The organism is Curtobacterium sp. 9128 (assembly GCF_900086645.1).
In the GTDB taxonomy this organism is placed as follows: Bacteria; Actinomycetota; Actinomycetes; order Actinomycetales; family Microbacteriaceae; genus Curtobacterium.
In genome coordinates this window covers 1,561,426-1,581,954 of record NZ_LT576451.1, presented here as the reverse complement: position 1 = coordinate 1,581,954, position 20,529 = coordinate 1,561,426, and the positions used below count along the sequence as shown (strand labels likewise).

Below are 20,529 nucleotides of genomic sequence, written 5' to 3'. Positions count from 1 at the left end.
CGACCGCGACCGACATCGCCGCGTCCCCACCCCGTGCGCCCGCGGCGAACGCACCGGACCGGCGCGGACCCCTCGGATATGGTGAGCACGTGGACATCAAGATCGGCATCATCAACAGCCCGCGCGAGATCGCCTTCGAGACGAAGCAGACCGCTGAGGAGATCGAGAAGGCCGTCGCGGACGCGCTGTCCTCCGACGCGACGCACCTGACGCTGCAGGACGACAAGGGCCGCAAGTTCATCGTCCCCGCGGTCGCCCTCGCCTACGTCGAGTTCGGTGCCGAAGAGGCCCGACGCATCGGCTTCGTCGCCTGAGCTGACGCGTGGAGCTCCTCTTCGCCGTCCTCGGCGGCATCATCTGCGGCGCGATCGCGCACGTGATCCTGCCGTGGCACTCGACCCGCGGGCAGCTGCTCGGCCCCGCGGTCGGCGGCATCACGGCCGCCGTCCTGTGGGAAGCGCTCACCTGGGCCGGCTGGCAGTACGACGCCACCTGGATCTGGGTCGTCGCTCTCGTCGGTGCCGGTGTCGTCGCCCTCGTCGTGGAGTGGCTGCTCGGCCGCAACCGGACGGCCAAGGACACCGCCTTCTACGAGCAGGTCAAGGCGCGCGGCGCCTGAGGCGACCGACCATCGGACAGGAGGCTCGTGGCGGCGTCGCCACGAGCCTCCTGTCCGTCGTCAGGCCGTCAGGCCGAGCGCGTCCATCCGCCTGGTGTGCGCCGCGATCAGCTCGGTCCACACCGGCTCGAGCCGGGACTGGTCTTCCCTGGCGTGCGATGCGAGCGCGGACCGCGCGACCAGGAGCGTGTCGCCCACGAGCCGTCGGCCCCACATCGCCAGCCGCGAGGACACCTGCGGCTCCTCGTCGATCCGCGCGCTGAGCTCCTCGACCACGGCGGGCTCTTCCCGCGCGTCGAACACCGAGCCGAGCCGCTGCCGGACGTCGTTCGGGAGCGAGCGCAGCAGGTTCGCGAACAGGTCGTTGAGGATGCCGGCGGTGACGTAGCCGGTGAGCATCGACTCGTACCAGTCGGCGCCGCTCGTCCGCTCCAGGAACACGTCGATCGCGGCGCGGTGCGGTGCCATCAGCTCGGCGGGGTCCTCGCCGAGGCGCTCGATCTCGGCCACGATCGACCGGTGCCGTTCGAGCGCGGTCGTCGCCAGGACACCCGTCACCAGGCGACCGGACAGCGTGGGAGCGCCGGCCCCTGCACGGCCCATCGTCTCGTACAGCGAGAGCTGGAGGTAGGCCGCCTGCCCGAGGTACACGGGGAGTTCGGGGCTGACGTCGTCGAGCTGCAGACGCTCCGTCTGGGCGGCGTTCTTCGGGTTCCGCGACGCGAGCCACTGTGCTGCGAGCTGCGCCGCGCGCTTCCGGTTCCACCACGACACCACGCGACCAGCATAGGGGCCGCGACGGCGCGCACCTCGCACCCCGGTAGACTGGCTCGGACTCCCCGATAGGACAGGGTGACCTTCTTGACTTTCTCAGACCTCAACATCGACCAGGACATCGTCGATGCGCTGGCCGGCAAGGGCATCATCGAGCCCTTCCCGATCCAGGAACAGACCATCCCCCTCGGCCTCACCGGCCAGGACATCATCGGCCAGGCGAAGACGGGTACCGGCAAGACCCTCGGCTTCGGCCTGCCGCTCATCCAGCGCCTCGGCGCAGACCCAGCGCACGGCGTCAAGGCGCTCGTCGTCGTCCCGACCCGCGAACTCGCGGTGCAGGTGACCGAGGACCTCGAACTCGCGTCGTCGAACCGCCCGACCACGATCGTCTCGATCTACGGCGGCAAGGCGTACGAGGGCCAGGTCGAGCAGCTCAAGGCCGGCGCGCAGATCGTGGTGGGCACCCCGGGGCGCCTCATCGACCTGCACCGACAGCGCCTGCTCGACCTCTCCCACGTGCAGGAGGTCGTGCTCGACGAAGCCGACCGCATGCTCGACCTCGGGTTCCTCTCGGACATCGAGCGGATCTTCCAGGCCGTGCCCGACGTGCGCCACACGATGCTGTTCTCGGCCACGATGCCGGCGCCGATCGTCGCGCTCGCCCGCCGGTTCATGACGCGTCCGGTGCACATCCGCGCGACGGACCCGGACGAGGGCCTCATGCAGGCCAACATCAAGCACGTCATCTACCGCGCGCACTCGCTCGACAAGGACGAGGTCATCGCCCGCATCCTGCAGGCGAACGGCCGCGGCAAGACCGTCATCTTCACCCGCACCAAGCGTGCGGCGGCGAAGCTGGTCGAGGAACTGAAGGACCGCGGGTTCAACGCCGCAGCGGTGCACGGCGACCTCAACCAGGAGCAGCGCGAGCGTGCGATGGCCGCCTTCAAGGCCGGCAAGCGCGACGTGCTCATCGCCACCGACGTCGCGGCCCGCGGCATCGACGTCGACGACGTCACGCACGTGATCAACCACACGATCCCGGACGACCCGGACACGTACCTGCACCGCGCCGGCCGCACCGGCCGCGCGGGCAAGACCGGCATCGCGGTCACGTTCGTCGACTGGGACGACCTGCACAAGTGGACGCTCATCGACAAGGCCCTCGAGTTCGGCATCCCCGAGCCCGTCGAGACCTACTCGTCGTCGCCGCACCTGTTCGAGGACCTCGACATCCCGCAGGGCACGAAGGGCCGGCTCCCCGGCTCATCGTCCCACGCCGCAACGGCGGGCACCGCGGAGCACACCGGGTCACGGCCGCCGCGTCGTTCCGGTGACTCCTCCGACTCGAGCGAGTCGCGTCCGCGTCGCCGCACCCGGACAGGAGGCTCGGATCGCCCGGCAGCGTCGGCTGCGGAGTCCGCCCCCGCGGCCGAGAGCACGGGTCCGGACGCCGCCGAGGGCGACGGTTCGGCGCCGAAGCGCCGTCGGCGTCGCCGTCGTCGCGGGGCCGGCACGGGTGGCGAGGCGACCGCCTCGGCACCGCAGCCGGCGTCGGACGGCGAGTAGCGCCTCCAGTTCGAAGGGCCCGTCGCTGACGCGACGGGCCCTTCGGCGTCTGGGCGCTGTTGGGCCGGGCCCTCCTCGCGAAAGCGACAGCGTGCGTCCAGCCGTTCGCGGCGATCAGTCGCTTTCGCGGAGGGGACAGAACGCCCGAGGCGGGATGTGTCGCCTTCGCGGGTCAGGGCAGGCGCGAACCCGGGCCGACCACCGGGGCCGAACCCGTCGCCTGCGAGACGATCTCGTCGAAGGCGCGGCGTGACGTGCGGTGCTCGCCGAGACGGTTCGGCTTCCCGGTGCCGTGGTAGTCGCTCGAGCCGGTGACGAACAGGCCGTAGCGGTCCGCCCACTCGAGCAGGGTGCGCTTGCCGTGGGCGAGGTTCTCGCGGTGGTCGACCTCGAGCCCGCCGAGCCCCGCGTCGACGAGCTCGCGGAGGCCCGCCTCGTCGATGACGATCCCGCGCGAGGTCGCTGCCGGGTGCGCGATCACGGGGACGCCACCGGCGGCACGGATGAGTTCGACGCCACGGAGCGGTGTCGGGGCGTCGTGCGGTTCGTAGTACCCGGAGGCCGGGTGCAGGATCCCGCGGAACGCCGCGCTGCGATCGGGTTCGAGCCCGCGCGCGACGAGGGCGTCAGCGATGTGCGGCCGGCCGATCGTCGCGCCGGGGCTCGCCTGTGCGAGGACGTCCCGCCAGGTGATCGGGTGGTCCTCGCCGATGCGGTCGACCATGCGGTGCGCTCGGGACAACCGGCCGTCACGGATGCGCTCGGTCTCGGCCGACAGCGCTGCGTCGTCGGGGTCGACGAGGTAGCCGAGGACGTGCACGCTCCGGTAGCCGACGCGCGTGCTCAGCTCGAGGCCCGGGACCAGCGTCAGCGGGAGCTCCCGTGCGGCGTCAGCGGCGTCGGCCCACCCGGCGGTGGTGTCGTGGTCGGTCAGCGCGACGGCGTCCAGTCCGGCGGCCGCCGCTGCCCGGACGAGGTCGGCGGGCGGCTCGGTGCCGTCGGAGACACTCGAGTGCGCGTGCAGGTCGATGAACGGGTCGGGCACGCGCCAATCGTATCCACAGGTGAGCAGGCACACAGACCGGGCGTCGAGCGCGGTGCGATGATGGGGGCATGGCCGACACGACTCCCCGCGCAACGAGCAACCGCTCCACCACCCCCGGCTCCTCGACCTTCAAGGACTTCATCGGGTCCCATTGGGCCGAGCGCGACCGCCCCGTGCCCGCAGCACGTGAGCAGGCTGCATTCGCCGCCGCCCGTCGGGCCCGCATCTCCGAGCTCCACCCCGGTCGGACGATCGTGGTCCCCGCCGGCACCGCGAAGGTCCGCTCGAACGACTGCGACTACCCGTTCCGCCCGCACTCTGCGTTCGCACACCTGACCGGCTGGGGCACCGACACCGTCGTCGGCTCCGTGCTCGTGATGACGCCGAACGGCTCCGGGCACGACGCCACGCTCTACTTCCGCTCGACCGCTGGACGCGACTCCGAGGAGTTCTACGCGAACCCGGAGATCGGCGAGTTCTGGGTCGGTCCGCGCCCCTCGCTGGACGAGGTCGCCGCCGACCTGGGCATCGCCACCGCCGACCTCGGCGAGTTCTCCGGGGTGCAGGACTCCCTCGACGCCTCGGTGCTCGTCGTCCGTGACGCCGACACCGAGTTCACGCGCTCCCTCGACGAGCGCCTCGGCTCCGCGGTCGGTGGCGCTGCCGCGACCGACGACGTCGCGGCGACGGACGATGTGCTCGCCCGGGACCTCTCCGAGCTCCGCCTCGTCAAGGACCCGTACGAGGTCAACGAGCTCCGCAAGGCCGTCGACGCCACCCAGCGCGGGTTCGCCGACGTGATCGCCGACTTCGACGCGGTCCTCGCGCACCCCAGGGGCGAGCGCATCGTCGAGGGCACGTTCAACCGACGCGCCCGCGCCGACGGCAACACGGTCGGGTACGACACCATCGCGGCGTCCGGCCACCACGCCTGCATCCTGCACTGGACCCGCAACGACGGTGCCGTGCAGCCCGGTGACCTCATCCTCATCGACGCCGGCGTCGAGGTGGACTCGTTCTACACCGCGGACATCACGCGCACGCTGCCGGTCAGCGGTACGTTCACGGCCGTGCAGCGTCTGGTCTACGAAGCCGTGCTCGAGGCGGCTGACGCTGCGTTCGCCATCGTGAAGCCCGGCATCACGTTCCGTCAGGTGCACGCGACGGCGATGGAGGTCATCGCGCGCAAGACCGCCGAGTGGGGCTTCCTGCCCGTCTCGGCCGAGGAATCGCTGCAGCCGGACAACCAGTTCCACCGCCGGTACATGGTGCACGGCACCAGCCACCACCTGGGGCTCGACGTGCACGACTGTGCGAAGGCCCGTCGCGAGATGTACATCGACGGCATCATCGAGCCCGGCATGGTCTTCACGATCGAGCCCGGCCTGTACTTCCAGCAGGACGACCTGACGGTGCCGGAGGAGTTCCGCGGCATCGGTGTCCGCATCGAGGACGACATCCTCGTGACCGCCGACGGCGCCGAGAACCTGTCGATCGGCATCCCCAGGACCCCCTCGGAAGTGGAGGGGTGGATCGCCCGCACCGGGCGCTAGCCTGAGCGGGTGACGACACCCGAAGCTTCCTCGCAGAGCATCACGATCGACGTCGAGCACTTCGACTCGCCCGACGCCCAGCGGCTGCGCGCTGCCCAACGCATCGAGATCGACAGCACCTACGGCGGTGACACCGAACCAGGTGACAAGCCCACTGCCGAGTCGATCGCGGTGTTCTTCGTGGCGCGCGACGGGGACGGCACGCCGATCGGGTGCGGCGGGCTCCGGCTCGTCGCCGACGGGGTGACCGAGATCAAGCGCATGTACGTCCGTCGCGAGTCCCGCGGAACGGGGGCGGCGACGGGGATCCTCCGACGCCTCGAAGAGGCAGCGCTCGACCTCGGTTCCCCCGCGCTCGTACTCGAGACGGGCACGGAGCAGAAGCGTGCGATCCGGTTCTACGAGCGCGAGGGCTTCAGCCGCATCGCGAACTTCGGCCCGTACGTCGGCGCCCCGCTGTCGGCCTGCTACTCCAAGGTCCTGTAGCCGCACGCCCACACGCACACGCACGCGCACACGCACACGCACGCGCACTCGCCACGCACATGCTCGCGCGCGGCACATCCGCGCCACCGGCCGCACGCGCGCCGGCGTTCGGGCACAGAGGTCGACCGCGATCGCGAGCGGTCACAACACCCCGTCGGCACGACGCCCACCGGTCACGATCGGCCGGTTCGGGGGCGTTCGGACGACAGGTCGTGACCGCTCGACGAACGCGAACGGGGCGTTGCGACCAGTCGGGCGTCAGCGGCCGGCGATCCGGGTGAGCTCGTGCGGTGCGGGACGTGAGGGGCCCGGGAGTCAGCTCCGGTCGTCGTCAGCCGACGGAGCCGAGCCGGACGGTGCAGGAGCGTCCGGATCCTCGGGAGCAGAGTCGGCGCGCGCGGGCGGCGTCGCACCGGGGACACGCTCCCCGTACCGCGGCGGCTCATCCGCACGAGGTGCCGGAGCGGCGGTCGGCGCGGCCGGCTGCTGCGGAGCCGTCTCCGGGGTCTCGCCGTACCGCGGACCGTCGTTGGTGCCGTAGCGCGGCTGCGCTCCGGGGCCCGGTGCCGACGCACCGGGGTGCCGCGGGCCTCCAGACTGACCGAACGGCTGCCCGGCCTGACCCGACGAACCGGCCTGGCCCGACGAACCCGGCTGGCCCGACGAACCGGACTGGCCCGACGAACCCGGCTGGCCCGACCAACCGGACTGGCCCGGCTGACCGGACTGGCTGTGCGGCGTGGACTGCCCACCGTACGGCGATCCCGTCGGCGGACCGGGACGCCACGGCTCCTGGCGAGGAGGCTGTCCGGGCTGCCCAGACTGCCCGTGGAACGGCGCACCGGCACCGCTGCCCGGCTGCCCGGGGTTCCACGCGGCGTGCGGCGTCGCGCCGAACTGCCCGAGGATGCGCTGCGCCTGCCCGACGAGCTGCGGGTCGACGATGATCTGGTAGTTGGTGGCGAGCACCTGGTGCACGCTCGTGAAGTCCCGCTGCCGCTTCGTGATGGCGAACGAGACGATGCCGTAGAGCATGCCGAACGCGGCGCCGATGATCGCGGCGGCGAAGATGAGGCCGCCCGCGGTCGGCGAGAACAGCGTCAGCACGATGCCGAAAAAGAAGCCGAGCCACAGACCGGACAAGGCACCCGCGAGCGCCGCGCGCCCGTAGGTCATCTTGCCGGTGACCCGCTCGACGGTCTTGAGGTCGTTGCCGACGATCGAGAGCTTGTTCACCGGGAACTCCGACTCGGCGAGCTTCGCGACCACCGCCTGTGCGTCCGGGTAGCTGTCGAAGGTGCCGAGGACGTCCCCGCGGGGCAGCGTGGGGAACGCCTGCGCCGTACGACCGCGGAAGGGGCTCTGAGTGCTCACACAGTCATCTTCCACCGTCGTCCTTGCAATCGCACGAGAACCACCAGGGAACGACCAGGACGGACGGCCAGGGAACGGACGGGTGACCGGCTACGCTGGCTGGGTGAGCGCCTCGAAGGTATTCGTCGCCCGCCTCGCCGGGTGCTCCGTCTTCGACCCCGCCGGCGATCGCGTCGGCAAGGTCCGGGACGTCCTGGTGGTCTACCGCCGGGCCGATCCCCCGCACGTCGTCGGGTTGATCGTCGAGGTCCCCGGGAAGCGCCGCATCTTCGTCTCGGTCGGCCGGATCACGTCGATCGGTGCCGGGCAGGTCATCACGACGGGCCTCGTGAACATGCGCCGCTTCGAACAGCGCGGCGGTGAGGTCCGGGTGATCGCCGAGATGCTCGGGCGCAAGGTCCTCATCACGAAGGACCGCATCCGCGCCACGATCGAGGACATCGCGATCGAGGACCGGGGCCAGGGCGACTGGGAGGTGTCGCAGCTCTTCCTCCGCAAGCCGAAGACCACGCCGTCCCCGTTCGGCAAGGGGCCGACGACGTTCGCCACGTGGAACGAGGTCACCGAGGACGAGCTCCCCGGTGAGTCGCAGTCCGCCGAGCACGTCATCGCCGCGTACTCCGACCTGGTGCCGGCGGACCTCGCCTCGACGCTCCTCGACCTGCCCATCGAGCGGCGCCTCGAGGTAGCGGAGGAGCTCCCCGACGACCGTCTCGCCGACGTGCTCGAGGAGATGCCCGACCAGGAACGGGTCGAGATCCTGTCGTCGCTCCAGGACGCGCGCGCCGCCGACGTCCTCGACCAGATGCAGCCGGACGACGCCGCCGACCTCCTCGCCGAGCTCTCCGACGAGCGGAGCGAGGCGCTCCTGCAGCTCATGGAGCCGGAGGAGGCGCAGGACGTCCGCATGCTCCTCGAGTACGAGCCGGACACCGCCGGTGGCCTGATGACCACCGAGCCCGTGATCGTCTCCGCGGACGCCACCGTGGCCGAGGGACTCGCACTCATCCGTCGGCACGAACTCGCGCCGGCGCTCGGCGCGAGCGTCTGCGTGACCCTGCCGCCGTACGAGCCGCCGACCGGCCGGTTCCTCGGGCTCGTGCACTTCCAGCGAATGCTGCGCTACCCGCCGAACGAGCGACTCGGCACGCTGATCGACCAGCAGACCGAGCCGGTCCGGGTGGACGCCAGCGCCGCCGAGGTGACGCGTGTGATGGCGACCTACAACCTCGTGTCCGTCCCCGTGGTCGACGACGCCCACCGCCTGGTCGGGGTGGTGACGATCGACGACGTGCTCGACCACGTCCTGCCGGACGACTGGCGGAGTCAGGGGGACGGCGAACCCGCCCGTCCCCGGACGAAGACCCGCAGGCCCCCCGTGAGCACCGGAAGGAGGACCGCACGTGGCACGAACGGATGAGAACCGGCGCGAGCAGCGTCCGGACGGCCGACTCGACTCCCCGAAGGGCATGCGGACGAGTGTCCTGCCGACCCGACGCCGCTCCGGCCGAGGAGACGCGTTCGGCCGTGCGACCGAGGGCATCGCACGAGCGATGGGCACTCCCTGGTTCCTCGTCGGCCTGACGCTCTTCTGCGTCGTGTGGATGGGGTGGAACACCCTCACGCCGAAGCCGTGGCAGTTCGACTCCGCGGCGATCGGGTTCACGGCGCTGACCCTGGTGCTGTCCCTGCAGGCGTCGTACGCGGCACCCCTGATCCTGCTCGCGCAGAACCGGCAGGACGACCGCGACCGTGTCCAGTTCGAACAGGACCGGCAGCGCGCGGAGCGGAACCTCGCCGACACCGAGTACCTCGCCCGCGAGGTCGTCGCACTCCGCCTGGCGATGCGGGACATGGCGTCGAAGGACTTCATCCGCGCCGAGCTCCGATCGCTGCTCGAGGAGCTCGACCGGCGTGACGCGGAGGACGCCGGCTTCGCCGACGAGCCCGGCAGCACCACCCGTGGCTGAGGCCACCGACGAACAGCTCGGCGCCGCGGTCCTCGCTGCGCTCGGCCGCGTCATCGACCCCGAGATCCGACGGCCCGTCACGGAGCTCGACATGATCCGTGGTGTCGACGTCCAGCCAGGAGGCTCGGTGCGCGTCGACCTGCAGCTCACGATCGTCGGGTGCCCGGCCGCCGACACGATCGAGCACGACGTCCGGTCGGCCGCCGGTTCCGTGGACGGCGTGCACCACGTCGACGTGGACGTCTCGGTGATGGACCCAGCGGTCCGGAAGGCACTCACCGAACGCCTCCGCGAGGGACGTCCACAGGGCGTGCAGTTCACCGCGGACTCGCTGACGCGGGTGATCGCCGTGACGAGCGGCAAGGGCGGCGTCGGGAAGTCCACCGTCACGGTGAACCTCGCGGTCGCGCTCGCCCGTCGCGGCCTCCGGGTGGGCATCGTCGACGTCGACGTGCACGGGTTCAGCGTCCCGGGGCTGATGGGCCTCACGGACGAGCGCGGCGTCGCACCCCGTCCGACCCGGGTCGACAGCATGATCCTGCCGCCGGTCGCCCACGACGTGAAGGTGATCTCCATCGGCATGTTCGTCGACGATCCCTCCACCGCGGTGTCCTGGCGTGGCCCGATGCTGCACCGCACGGTGAACCAGTTCCTGTCCGACGTGTGGTTCGGCGACCTCGACGTGCTCCTGCTCGACATGCCGCCCGGCACCGGGGACGTCGCGATCTCGGTCGGCCAGCTGCTCCCCCACGCCGAGGTCCTCGTCGTCACCACACCCCAGGCAGCGGCGGCGGACGTCGCCGAGCGCAGCGGCATCGTGGCGCGACAGACCGGACAGCGGGTGGTCGGGGTCGTCGAGAACATGGCGGGCCTCGTCCAGCCGGACGGCTCCGTGCTGCACCTGTTCGGCGAGGGCGGTGGCGCCGAGACCGCAGCCCGCCTGTCCCGCGGGCAGGACTCCGCCGTGCCGGTGCTCGGCAGCGTGCCGCTCTCCGTCCCGCTCCGTGAGGGCGGCGACGCCGGCGTCCCGGTGGTCCTCGGCGCACCGGAGGACGTCGCCGCGGTCGCCCTGACCGCGATCGCGGACCGGGTCGCCACGATGGGCCGTGGACTGTCCGGCCGGAAGCTCGGGCTGTCCCTCTCCTGACCGGCGCCACACTCCGGTTCACGCTTCCTGTACGTCTCCTCATGGACGCACACCTGTTGCCGAGAGCAATATGCAGGGGTATTCCACAATGCTCCTGCGTATTCAGGGTGCAGGAGCTCCACCGTGCTGACGACGACGTCGGCCGAAGCATTGGAGAACCCAGGTGAACAGGACCACCAGGATCCGGATCGGCGTCATCGGCGCCGTGGCAGCAGCGCTCGCAGGGGGAACGCTCGCAGCCGTACCGGTCACGGCCGCCACCGCCGCGACGACCTGCGCGACCGCGTGGGCGTCGGGCACCGCCTACAGCGGCGGGCAGACGGTCAGCGAGAACGGCACGAACTACACCGCGAACTGGTGGACGCAGGGCGACGACCCCGCGACCCACTCGGGCGCGACGGGGAGCGGGCAGCCGTGGACCTCGACGGGGGCCTGCACGGGCGGGACCACCACGCCCGGCGGTGGCACGGGCGGCGGCACCACGAACCCCGGGAACGGCAGCACCGGCACCGCCAGCGGGCTGGTCTTCAGCCCGTACAAGGACGTCACCGTGAACCTCGACTGGAACACGAACGTGATGAACACCGCGGTCACGGGCACGCGCATCCCGGTCGTCGGGAGCTCGAACAGCCTGGTCTCGACCAGGGAGCCCGGTCTCAAGGCGATCACCCTCGCGTTCGCGACCGGCACCTGCGGCAGCGAGAACTGGGGCGGGGTCGCCGCCGACGCGTTCGCGAGCGCCAACATCCCGAAGCTCGACGCCGCCGGCGTGAACTACATCGTCAGCACCGGCGGGGCGGCCGGGTCGTTCAAGTGCTCTGGCACCGCACTCCAGAGCTTCATCGCCCGGTACGCGTCCCCGCACATGATCGGCGTCGACTTCGACATCGAGAGCGGGCAGTCGGCAGCCGACGTGCAGAACCTCGTGAACGCCGCGGCGCTCGCGCAGACGAAGTACCCGGGCCTGCGCTTCTCGTTCACCCTCGCAACCCTGGCCGCGTCCGACGGATCGTACGGCGGACTCAACAGCACGGGTGACGCCACCGTGAAGGCGATCAAGGCGTCGAGCCTGACGAACTACACGGTCAACCTCATGACGATGGACTTCGGCCGGGCCACCACGGCGAACTGCGTCATCGTCGGGTCGACCTGCGAGATGGGGCAGTCCACCATCCAGGCCGTGACGAACCTGCAGCACACGTACGGGATCGCATCGTCGAAGATCGAGGTCACGCCGATGCTCGGGGTGAACGACGCCTCGGACGAGGTCTTCACGCTCGCCGACGTCGACACGGTCTCGTCGTACGCGAAGTCGCACGGGCTCGCCGGGGTGCACACCTGGTCCCTCGACCGCGACACCCCTTGCGCGACGCCGACGAGCACCGCGTCCGCGACGTGCAACTCCGTGACGGGGTCGTCCGCCCTGGCCTGGACCGACCGCTTCCTGGCCGACCTGAAGTAGCGGGTCGAACCGCGCGTAGGAAGCCGAATCGCGCGTAGGAGGCCGGTTTTCCGGGCCACCTACGCGCGATTCGGCTTTCCATTGCGGGCGGGATGGGTCGGAACGCACCACGGCACGGACGGGAGGCTCGGTGCCAGCTGGCACCGAGCCTCCCGTCCGCCGGCGGTCACGCAGGCGCGAGACGCTCCGGAACGCACGAGACGCCGCCGGAACCGGCGGCGTCTCGTGCGGATGACGGTGTCTGGCGAGAAAGCGGGCGTCAGGTCGCTTCGCCGTCGTACGGCGCCTTCTCGCCGGCGGCGAGCGGCACGATCGGTGCCGGCGCACGCACCTTCGTGGCGGTCACCTGCGGCGCGGCGGCGGCAGCGCCGGTGCCGGAGTCGAGGAGCGCGTCGCGGATGATGCGGCGCGGGTCGTACTGCCGCGGGTCGAGCTTCTGCCAGTCGACGTCGTCGAAGTCCGGGCCCATCTCCTCGCGCATGCGGTCCTTGGCGGTGTCCGCGAACCGTCGGACCGCTTTGACGAACTCGGCGAGCTTCTGCGCGTACATCGGCAGGCGCTGCGGCCCGAGCAAGAGCACGGCAATGATCCCGATGATCAGGATCTTGTCGAGCGGGATGTTCACACGAGCGAGCCTAACCCGAACCGGCCGAACTGCACCCTAGAGTTGTCGTTCGAGGAGTGTGCGTGTCAGAGAAAGAGTCGAACTGGAAGTTCGCGGAGGACATCGTCTCCGAGTCCGAGGTGATCGCCCGTGCCCGCGAGCACTCGCTCGAGCTCGGTGTCGAAGCAGTCGCTCCGTCGATCGGCGCGCAGATGAGCGTCATCGCGGCCGCATCCCGAGCGACCGGCATCATCGAGATCGGCACCGGCCTCGGGGTCTCCGGGCTGTACCTCCTCGGCGGCGCCCCGAAGGCCACCCTCACCACCATCGACATCGAGGTCGACCACCAGCAGTACGCCCGTGACGCCTACATCGCCGCCGGGACCGCGCCGTCGCGCGTCCGGCTGATCCCGGGTCGCGCCAACCAGGTGCTCCCCCGCATGAACGAGGCGTCCTACGACGTCGTCCTGGTCGACGCCGACCCCGAGCACGTCATCGAGTACGTCGAGCACGGGCTGCGGCTCGCGCGACTCGGTGGGACCGTCCTGGTGCCGCACGCACTGTGGCGCGGTCGGGTCGCCGACCCGGTGAAGCGGGACCGTGCGACGACCGACTTCCGGCTGCTGCTCACCGAGGTGTCGACCTCCGGCGCCGTGATCAGCTCGCTGTCCCCCGCCGGTGACGGCCTGCTGCAGATGACGAAGGTCACCGCCTAGCTCACTCGAGATGTCGCAGGTACCGCTCCGGCGACTCGAGGAACGCGCGCTGGTTCCGCACCAGGTCGAGGTCGGCCCAGGCACTGCGCCGGAGGCCCCACTCACCGACCTCGTGGATGGTCGCTCCGGGGAACGCCGCCAGCACGGGCGAGTGCGTCGAGAGGACCACCTGCCCGAGGCCGTCGTCGACGATCGCCTGCAACAGCCCGATGAGCGCCAGACACCCCTGGAACGACAGCGCCGACTCGGGTTCGTCGAGGATCCACAACCCCGGCCACTGCGACCGGTCGATCACGAAGTCGAGGAACGACTCACCGTGGCTCCGCTCGTGGAACACCGGCTCCGGCCGAGACCCCGGGTGTTCTTCGAGGTACGTGAAGAAACCGTGCATGGTCTCCGCACGGAGGAAGAACCCGCCCCTCGGTGCCCCCGGCTCCCGGTGCAGCGCGATGTGTTCCCACAGATCGGATTCGCTCGGGCGCGTGCTGTGGCCGGAGTTCGTCGACCCGCCTTCCGGACTCATGCCGAAGGCGAGGGCGATCGCCTCCACCAGGGTCGACTTGCCGGCGCCGTTCTCCCCGACGAAGACCGTGACGGTGTCGAGGTCGAGCCCGTCGTCGAGCACCTGTCGGACGGGAGCGAGCGTCGCGGGCCACGCGCCGCGCGGCATCGGATCGGCGGCGTACTCCTCGACACGGCGGACGGATCGGCGGGAACGTGGCACGCGACCATCATGGCGGCGACCGACGACAACCGCGCACGGACCACAGAGGGCCCGGAACGTACGCGTTCCGGGCCCTCTGCTGTGGAGCGTCGACGAACTATGCCGAGACGACCTCGGCGAGTGCGTCGTGGAGTTCCTTGGCCTCGGCGTCGTTGACCGAGACGACCAGGCGGCCTCCACCTTCGAGCGGAACCCGCACGATGATGAGTCGACCCTCCTTAACAGCCTCCATCGGCCCGTCACCGGTCCTCGGCTTCATGGCTGCCATCAGATGTCCCCTTTCGTGCAGTACATGCCGTCCCATTATCCCGTACGGAAGGGCCAACTGCGAAACCGCCCAGGTTGGGGGCCATCGATCACGTCGTTCTCGCGACCTTTCTCCCTACCCTGTGTGCGTGCCGATCATTCCCTCCATGCGCCGTCCGGACCCCGCTCCCGGAGCCGACGACGCCGTGCCCGCCGGCATGCGCATCGCCGGCGCGTTCTCGTGGCGACTGCTCGTGGTCGGCGCGCTCCTGGCCGTCGTGATCGCGCTGGTCGTCCTGCTCAGCGAGATCGTCGTCCCGTTCCTCATCGCGCTGCTCCTGTGCGCGCTGCTCGCTCCGATGTCGTCGTTCCTGCAGCGCCACCGCTGGCCGAAATGGGCGGCGGTGCTGTCGAGCCTGATCCTCGTCGTCGTGGTGATCGGTGTCCTCGCCCTCGTCGTCACGGCACAGATCCGGTACGACCTGCCGTCGCTCGAACACCGGCTGCACGTGCAGATCCGCTCGCTGCAGTCCCTGCTCGACAGCGAACCGTTCGGCATCACGGTCAAGCAGGTCAACGAGTGGGTGTCGAAGGGCACCGCGTACCTGCAGTCGCACGCCTCGTCGATCCTCTCGGGCTTCCAGGAGGCCGGCACCGGGGCGGTCCACGCGCTCGAGGGCCTGTTCATCATCGTCTTCACGACGATCTTCGTGCTCATCGACGGGCCGCGGATCTGGGCATGGGTCGTCCGGATCTTCCCGCGACGGGCACGACCGCGCATCGACGTCGCCGGTGCCGCCGGGTGGAAGACCCTCACGAGCTTCATCCGCGTGCAGCTCGTCGTGGCGATCACCGATGCCCTCGGCGTGGTGATCGGCGCGCTCATCCTCCAGGTGCCGCTCGCGATCCCGATCGGCGTGATCGTGTTCATGGGCGCCTTCGTCCCCGTCGTCGGCGCGATCGTCGCCGGCGTCGTCGCCGTGCTCGTCGCGCTCGTGTTCAACGGCTGGGTGCCGGCGCTCATCATGCTCGGCATCGTGGTGCTCGTGCAGCAGCTCGAGAGTCACGTGCTGCACCCGTTCCTCACGGGCAGCGCCGTCAAGGTGCACCCGCTCGGCGTCGTGCTCGGCGTCACCGCCGGGACGACGATCGCCGGGGTGGTCGGCGCCTTCTTCGCGGTGCCGTTCATCGCGACGGTCAACGCGATGGTGACGGCCGCCGCCGCGTGGAGGCCCGAGGACGGATCAGCGGCCGAAGCGCTCGACGCGAGCGCGGACGCAGCCCCCACCGATCACGGCGGGGTCCAGTCGTAGCCGTCGACCCACCAGCAGTAGTACATCCACACCCACTGCAGCACGACGCACAGCACGACGACCAGCACGCGGTACACCCGTGACCGCGGCAGCGCCACGATCCCGAGCAGCGGTGCGATCGGCAGCAGGATGCGCCACGTGCTGGACTGCGGGAAGAACACCGCGAGCAGGTACACCAGGTAGGCGACCGCCCAGAGCCGCAGCTCGAGCCCGATCCGCCGAGCGGGTGGCATGAACACGAACGCCGCGAACCCGACGAGCACCAGGGCGAGCAGCACCCCGCCGGCCGGCTGCCGGAACCACCACCCGAAGCCCTGCACCCACGGGGCGAACGGCACGAGCTCCTTCCACCCGATGTAGGACGACCGCCAGGCGAGCTCCGTGTCCGTGTACGCCCTCGGGACGCCGGTGACCGCCCACGCGATCGCCGGCCACGCGAGCCCGACCAGACCGGAGACGACCGCCACGACCGCCGGCGGGACGAGCGACCGGAACGACGGGCGCGACGGCATCCGCACCCACGCGGGCCGGAGCCACCACACGCCGATGACGAGCACCATCAGCAGCGCGAACGCCAGCCCCGTGGGGCGGGTCATGCCGAGCAGCAGCACGACGGGCAGCATCGTCCAGAACCGGCGCTGCACGAGGAGCATCAACGTGGCGAGCAGCAGGAACAGCCCCATCGCCTCGGCGTAGGCGACCTGGAACATGACCGAGACCGGCGCGACGCAGAACAGCACCGTCGCGAACGTCGCCCGCGCCGGGTCGAGGAACCGCCCCATCAGCCGGCGGAAGACCAGCGCAGCACCCCAGCCGGCGACGAGCGACACCGAGACCGCGACGAGCTCGAAGGACGCCCCCGTGAGCAGCATCAGCCCGCGGACGAGGAACGGGTACGCCGGCATGAACGCCCACGCGTTCTCGGTGACGTGCCCTGCGGTGTCGAGCGGCAGCGTCGAGGGGTACCCGGCCGAGGCGATCACCCGGTACCAGGCACCGTCCCAGATCGACGCGAACGACAGGTACGGCGGGTGCGACAACGTGAACGAGTTCGCGGTCTGGATGCTCGAGAACCCCATGAGCATCGTGCCGGTGACGATCCGGGCGAGCACGTAGAGGACGGTGATCCGCGCCCACCAGGGCACGACGCGGTACCGGGCACGCCAGCGCGCGACCCCTGGCCGTGGACGCCGGACCGGCACGGAGCCGGACGGCGACGCCGTGGTCACGCCGTCAGCCACCGACGCAGACCGTCCTCGACCGCGGTGATCTGCGCGACGGGGACCTGTTCGTCGTCGTGGTGTGCGAACACCGGCTCGCCCGGGCCGTAGTTCACGGCGGGGACGCCGAGGGCCGAGAAACGGGCGACGTCGGTCCAGCCGTACTTCGGGCGGGGCTCGGGGCCGCCGACCGCGGCGACGAAGTCCTGCGCGAGCGGCGCGTCGAGACCCGGGCGTGCGCCGGCGGCCAGGTCGACGATGTCCACCTGGTAGCCGTCGAACAGCTCACGGATGTGCGCGACGGCCTCGTCAGCCGAACGGGACGGCGCGAACCGGTAGTTCACGTGGACCATGACCTCGTCCGGGATGACGTTGCCGGCGATGCCGCCGGTGATCCCCACGGCGTTGAGGCCCTCGCGGTACTCGAGCCCGTCGACCTCGACCGTGCGCGGCTCGTACGCGGCCAGGGTCGCCAGGATCGGTGCCGCCTTGTGGATGGCGTTGTCGCCGATCCAGCTGCGGGCGCTGTGCGAACGCTTGCCGTAGGCACGGATCTCGGCGCGGAGGTTGCCGTTGCAGCCGCCCTCGATCTGGGCGCCGGACGGCTCACCGAGGATGGCGAAGTCGCCGGCCAAGAGCTCCGGGCGCGTGCGGGCGAGGCGTCCCAGGCCGTTCAGCGCATCGGACACCTCCTCGTGGTCGTACCAGACCCACGTGACGTCCACCGACGGTGCCGCCAGGTCGTACGCGAGCTTCAACTGCACCGCGCAACCCGCCTTCATGTCGACGGTCCCACGCCCCCAGAGGATCTCCGTGCCGTCCTCCGCCGTCCGGAACTCTGTCGGCAGGTTGTCGTTCAGCGGCACGGTGTCGATGTGGCCGGCGATCACCACGCGGCGGTCACGGCCGAGGTTCGTGCGCGCGACGATCGCGTCACCGTCGCGGATCACCTCGAGGTGCGGCAGCGGCGCGAGCACCGCCTCGATCGCGTCGGCGAGGGACCGCTCGTTGCCGGACACCGACTCGATGTCGCAGATGGCACGGGTGATGTCGATGGACGAGGCGGTGAGGTCGAGCTGCTCCGGCATGCGGTCACCCTACCGGGCACCACTACCCTGGAGCCGTGACCGACACCACCGCCCGCCCGACCTCCGCCTGGGGCCACGGCCTCGCGACCGTCGCCTCCGACGGCACCGAGCTCGACACCTGGTTCCCGGAGACGCACCTCGGCGCGCTCCCCGCGGACGCCGAGTTCCCCCTCGAGCTGCAGGAGCACATCGGCGAGGACGACCGCCGTGGGGTCCGCATCGAGGCCGTCACGGTCGAGATCGAGATCGACGCGGCCCCGGCCAGCACCCCGGACGCCTACCTGCGCCTGCACCTCCTCAGCCACCTGCACGTGCGCCCGAACACGATCAACCTCGACGGCGTCTTCGGCCACCTGCCGATCGTCGCGTGGACGAACGCCGGGCCCGTGCTCCCCGCCGACCTGACGCGCCTCCGCCCGTCCCTGCAGCGCGCGGGCATCGCCGTGCACGCGATCGACAAGTTCCCCCGCCTGGTCGACTACGTCGTGCCGGACCGGGTCCGCATCGGCGACGCCAACCGTGTCCGACTGGGCGCACACCTCGCACCGGGCACCACCGTCATGCACGAGGGCTTCGTCAACTTCAACGCCGGCACCCTCGGTGACGCCATGATCGAGGGCCGCGTGTCCCAGGGCGTCGTCGTCGGCAACGGCACCGACATCGGCGGCGGGGCGTCCATCATGGGCACGCTCTCCGGCGGCGGCACGCACCGCGTCTCGCTCGGCGAGCGCGCACTCCTCGGGGCGAACGCCGGGCTCGGCATCTCCCTCGGCGACGACTCCGTCATCGAAGCCGGCCTCTACGTCACCGCCGGCACCAAGGTCGTGCTGGTCGGATCGGCGCCGAACCCCGACGGCACCCCGAAGACCGTGAAGGCAGCCGAGCTGTCCGGCGCGCCGAACATCCTGTTCCGCCGCAACAGCGTCTCCGGCGCCGTGGAGGCGCTGCAGCGCCAGGGCGAGGGCATCCAGCTCAACACCGCGCTCCACGCGTAGCGACGCACCCGCGCGCATCGCGCCCCCGCACGAACATCGCGCCCCGTCACGACGGGGCGCGATGTTCGTCGGCGGGCGCGACCAGGCGGCAGATCGTCGGCGCACGCGCCGCCGGGGTGCGCGCTGGGCCGGCGACCTCGTGCTCACGCAGGCAACCGCCTGGAGGCCCGGTGCCGGTCCGCGAGACCGGCACCGGGCCTCCAGACGGTTGCAGTTCACGGTGGAGCGGTCGCGCGCAGCGTCGCACCCCCGCACGAACATCGCGCCCCGTCACGACGGGGCGCGATGTTCGTCGGCGGGCGCGACCACGCGGCCTCTGCGTCAGCGAGCGGGCAGGTCCCGCTTCGGGGAACCCACGTAGAGCTGCTGCGGGCGACCGATCTTGTTGAGAGGGTCGTTGTTGAGCTCGCGCCACTGGGCGATCCAGCCGGGCAGGCGCCCGATCGCGAACAGCACGGTGAACATCCGCGGCGGGAAGCCCATCGCCTTGTAGATGATGCCGGTGTAGAAGTCCACGTTCGGGTACAGCTTGCGATCGATGAAGTACTGGTCGCTGAGCGCGATCTCCTCGAGCTCGCGGGCGATGTCGAGCAGGTCGTCCTGCACGCCCAGGGACTCGAGCACCTCGTCCGCCGACTCCTTCACGAGCTTCGCGCGGGGATCGTAGTTCTTGTAGACGCGGTGTCCGAAGCCCATGAGCTTCACCCCGCGCTCCTTGTTCTTCACGCGCTCGACGAAGCGCTGCACCGGCTCGCCGGAGTCCTTGATCTGCTGGAGCATCTCGAGGACGGCTTCGTTCGCGCCACCGTGCAGTGGACCGTACAGGGCGTTGATGCCGGCGGAGATCGACGCGAACATGTTCGCCTTCGTCGAGCCGACCAGGCGGACCGTCGCGGTGGAGGCGTTCTGCTCGTGGTCCTCGTGCAGGATGAGCAGCCGGTCGAGCGCCTTCGTCAGCACCGGGTTCGGCGTGTAGGTCTCGGCCATGGTGCCGAAGTTCAGGCGCAGGAAGTTGTCGACGAACGACAGCGAGTTGTCCGGGTACAGGAACGCCTGCCCGATGGACTTCTTGTGCGCGTAGGCGGCGATGACCGGGAGCTTCGCGAGGAGCCGGACGGTCTGGAGCTCGACCTTCTCCGGGTCGTCGACGTCCATGTCGTCCTCGTAGTACGTGGACAGCGCACTGACCGCGCTGGAGAGCACGGACATCGGGTGCGCCGAGTGCGGCAGGGCGTCGAACAGGCGACGGAGGTCCTCGTGCAGGAGCGTGTGCCGGCGGATGCGCGCGTCGAAGTCCTCGAGCTCGGACTCGGTCGGCAGCTCACCGTAGATGAGCAGCCAGGCGACCTCGAGGAACGTGCAGTTCGAGGCGACCTGGTCGATCGGGTACCCGCGGTACCGCAGGATGCCCTGGTCGCCGTCGATGTACGTGATCGCGCTCTTCGTCGACCCGGTGTTCACGAACCCGTAGTCGAGCGTGTTCATCCCGGTCTGCTTCTTGAAGGTCGAGATGTCCACCGTGGACGCGCCGTCGACGCTCGGCAGGATCGGGAACTCCGCCGTCCCACCCGGGTACGACAGCGTCGCGGTCTCCGTCGCCTGCTCGGCGGCGGGACTCACG

21 protein-coding genes are annotated in these 20,529 nt (G+C 70.7%); 12 read left to right on the top strand and 9 right to left on the bottom strand.

The window, feature by feature from the left end:
• The first annotated feature begins 89 nt into the window (after window positions 1–89).
• Window positions 90–314, top strand: a complete 225-nt coding sequence (locus QK288_RS07710; RefSeq protein WP_281267220.1) for a DUF3107 domain-containing protein — start codon at window positions 90–92, stop codon at window positions 312–314.
• 8 nt (window positions 315–322) lie between these two features.
• A complete protein-coding gene (locus QK288_RS07705) occupies window positions 323–619 on the top strand; it encodes a hypothetical protein (protein ID WP_281267219.1) in 297 nt (98 codons plus the stop codon).
• A 60-nt stretch (window positions 620–679) separates the two neighbouring features.
• Here the strand turns inward: QK288_RS07705 and QK288_RS07700 are convergent, their stop codons facing one another.
• A complete protein-coding gene (locus QK288_RS07700) occupies window positions 680–1,396 on the bottom strand; it encodes a ferritin-like fold-containing protein (protein ID WP_281267218.1) in 717 nt (238 codons plus the stop codon).
• 84 nt (window positions 1,397–1,480) lie between these two features.
• On the opposite strand from QK288_RS07700, the gene QK288_RS07695 reads away from it, so the two are divergent.
• Window positions 1,481–2,965: a DEAD/DEAH box helicase gene (locus tag QK288_RS07695; RefSeq protein WP_281267217.1), complete on the top strand. Its 1,485-nt coding sequence runs from the start codon at window positions 1,481–1,483 to the stop codon at window positions 2,963–2,965.
• A gap of 172 nt (window positions 2,966–3,137) precedes the next feature.
• On the opposite strand, the gene QK288_RS07690 is transcribed toward QK288_RS07695, so the two are convergent.
• Window positions 3,138–4,010, bottom strand: a complete 873-nt coding sequence (locus QK288_RS07690) for a PHP domain-containing protein (RefSeq protein ID WP_281267216.1) — start codon at window positions 4,008–4,010, stop codon at window positions 3,138–3,140.
• 68 nt (window positions 4,011–4,078) lie between these two features.
• Here QK288_RS07690 and QK288_RS07685 point away from each other — a divergent pair, with 68 nt between their 5' ends.
• Entirely contained in the window at window positions 4,079–5,563 is a 1,485-nt protein-coding gene (locus tag QK288_RS07685; RefSeq protein ID WP_281267215.1) for an aminopeptidase P family protein, read from the top strand.
• 9 nt (window positions 5,564–5,572) lie between these two features.
• The gene (locus QK288_RS07680; RefSeq protein ID WP_281267214.1) at window positions 5,573–6,049 is read left to right on the top strand and encodes a GNAT family N-acetyltransferase; all 477 of its coding nucleotides are present in this window, start codon (window positions 5,573–5,575) and stop codon (window positions 6,047–6,049) included.
• Between the two features lie 315 nt (window positions 6,050–6,364).
• Here QK288_RS07680 and QK288_RS07675 read toward each other — a convergent pair whose 3' ends face one another.
• A complete protein-coding gene (locus tag QK288_RS07675) occupies window positions 6,365–7,423 on the bottom strand; it encodes a general stress protein (protein WP_281267213.1) in 1,059 nt (352 codons plus the stop codon).
• A gap of 103 nt (window positions 7,424–7,526) precedes the next feature.
• Between QK288_RS07675 and QK288_RS07670 the strand changes: the two genes are divergently transcribed.
• The 4 genes from QK288_RS07670 (at window position 7,527) to QK288_RS07655 (ending at window position 12,002) form a co-directional block, all read left to right on the top strand.
• On the top strand, window positions 7,527–8,843 hold the full coding sequence (locus tag QK288_RS07670) for a CBS domain-containing protein (RefSeq protein WP_281267212.1): 1,317 nt from the start codon (window positions 7,527–7,529) through the stop codon (window positions 8,841–8,843).
• 49 nt (window positions 8,844–8,892) lie between these two features.
• A complete protein-coding gene (locus QK288_RS07665; RefSeq protein WP_281267555.1) occupies window positions 8,893–9,393 on the top strand; it encodes a DUF1003 domain-containing protein in 501 nt (166 codons plus the stop codon).
• Complete coding sequence (locus QK288_RS07660; protein WP_281267211.1) at window positions 9,386–10,540, top strand: Mrp/NBP35 family ATP-binding protein; 1,155 nt, start codon at window positions 9,386–9,388, stop codon at window positions 10,538–10,540. The genes QK288_RS07665 and QK288_RS07660 overlap by 8 nt, the downstream gene beginning before the upstream one ends.
• 163 nt (window positions 10,541–10,703) lie before the next feature.
• Window positions 10,704–12,002: a carbohydrate-binding protein gene (locus QK288_RS07655; RefSeq protein ID WP_281267210.1), complete on the top strand. Its 1,299-nt coding sequence runs from the start codon at window positions 10,704–10,706 to the stop codon at window positions 12,000–12,002.
• Between the two features lie 259 nt (window positions 12,003–12,261).
• Here QK288_RS07655 and QK288_RS07650 read toward each other — a convergent pair whose 3' ends face one another.
• Window positions 12,262–12,627, bottom strand: coding sequence for a twin-arginine translocase TatA/TatE family subunit (locus QK288_RS07650; protein ID WP_281267209.1), 366 nt, complete (start codon window positions 12,625–12,627; stop codon window positions 12,262–12,264).
• 62 nt (window positions 12,628–12,689) lie between these two features.
• Here QK288_RS07650 and QK288_RS07645 point away from each other — a divergent pair, with 62 nt between their 5' ends.
• Window positions 12,690–13,322, top strand: coding sequence for a class I SAM-dependent methyltransferase (locus tag QK288_RS07645; protein WP_281267208.1), 633 nt, complete (start codon window positions 12,690–12,692; stop codon window positions 13,320–13,322).
• Window position 13,323: 1 nt separating this feature from the next.
• Here the strand turns inward: QK288_RS07645 and QK288_RS07640 are convergent, their stop codons facing one another.
• Together QK288_RS07640 and QK288_RS07635 are read right to left on the bottom strand one after the other, a co-directional pair.
• Complete coding sequence (locus QK288_RS07640) at window positions 13,324–14,046, bottom strand: AAA family ATPase (protein ID WP_281267207.1); 723 nt, start codon at window positions 14,044–14,046, stop codon at window positions 13,324–13,326.
• 97 nt (window positions 14,047–14,143) lie between these two features.
• The gene (locus tag QK288_RS07635; protein ID WP_017887054.1) at window positions 14,144–14,314 is read right to left on the bottom strand and encodes a DUF3117 domain-containing protein; all 171 of its coding nucleotides are present in this window, start codon (window positions 14,312–14,314) and stop codon (window positions 14,144–14,146) included.
• 127 nt (window positions 14,315–14,441) lie between these two features.
• Here QK288_RS07635 and QK288_RS07630 point away from each other — a divergent pair, with 127 nt between their 5' ends.
• Complete coding sequence (locus QK288_RS07630; protein WP_281267206.1) at window positions 14,442–15,605, top strand: AI-2E family transporter; 1,164 nt, start codon at window positions 14,442–14,444, stop codon at window positions 15,603–15,605.
• On the opposite strand, the gene QK288_RS07625 is transcribed toward QK288_RS07630, so the two are convergent.
• Together QK288_RS07625 and dapE are read right to left on the bottom strand one after the other, a co-directional pair.
• A complete protein-coding gene (locus QK288_RS07625) occupies window positions 15,584–16,846 on the bottom strand; it encodes a hypothetical protein (protein ID WP_281267205.1) in 1,263 nt (420 codons plus the stop codon). The two genes, QK288_RS07630 and QK288_RS07625, sit on opposite strands and share 22 nt — an antisense overlap.
• Window positions 16,831–17,913: a succinyl-diaminopimelate desuccinylase gene (gene dapE, locus QK288_RS07620; protein ID WP_281267204.1), complete on the bottom strand. Its 1,083-nt coding sequence runs from the start codon at window positions 17,911–17,913 to the stop codon at window positions 16,831–16,833. The genes QK288_RS07625 and dapE overlap by 16 nt, the downstream gene beginning before the upstream one ends.
• A 35-nt stretch (window positions 17,914–17,948) precedes the next feature.
• Between dapE and dapD the strand changes: the two genes are divergently transcribed.
• Window positions 17,949–18,908, top strand: a complete 960-nt coding sequence (dapD, locus tag QK288_RS07615; RefSeq protein ID WP_281267203.1) for a 2,3,4,5-tetrahydropyridine-2,6-dicarboxylate N-succinyltransferase — start codon at window positions 17,949–17,951, stop codon at window positions 18,906–18,908.
• Between the two features lie 321 nt (window positions 18,909–19,229).
• On the opposite strand, the gene QK288_RS07610 is transcribed toward dapD, so the two are convergent.
• Window positions 19,230–20,528, bottom strand: coding sequence for a citrate synthase (locus QK288_RS07610; protein WP_281267554.1), 1,299 nt, complete (start codon window positions 20,526–20,528; stop codon window positions 19,230–19,232).
• Between the last annotated feature and the right edge of the window lies 1 nt (window position 20,529).

Excerpts from the sequence above, each read along its gene's own strand:
- QK288_RS07635 (WP_017887054.1), bottom strand. The coding sequence starts at position 14,314 with ATGGCAGCCATGAAGCCGAGGACCGGTGACGGGCCGATGGAGGCTGTT.
- QK288_RS07685 (WP_281267215.1), top strand. The coding sequence starts at position 4,079 with ATGGCCGACACGACTCCCCGCGCAACGAGCAACCGCTCCACCACCCCC.
- dapE (WP_281267204.1), bottom strand. The coding sequence starts at position 17,913 with ATGCCGGAGCAGCTCGACCTCACCGCCTCGTCCATCGACATCACCCGT.
- QK288_RS07665 (WP_281267555.1), top strand. The coding sequence starts at position 8,893 with ATGCGGACGAGTGTCCTGCCGACCCGACGCCGCTCCGGCCGAGGAGAC.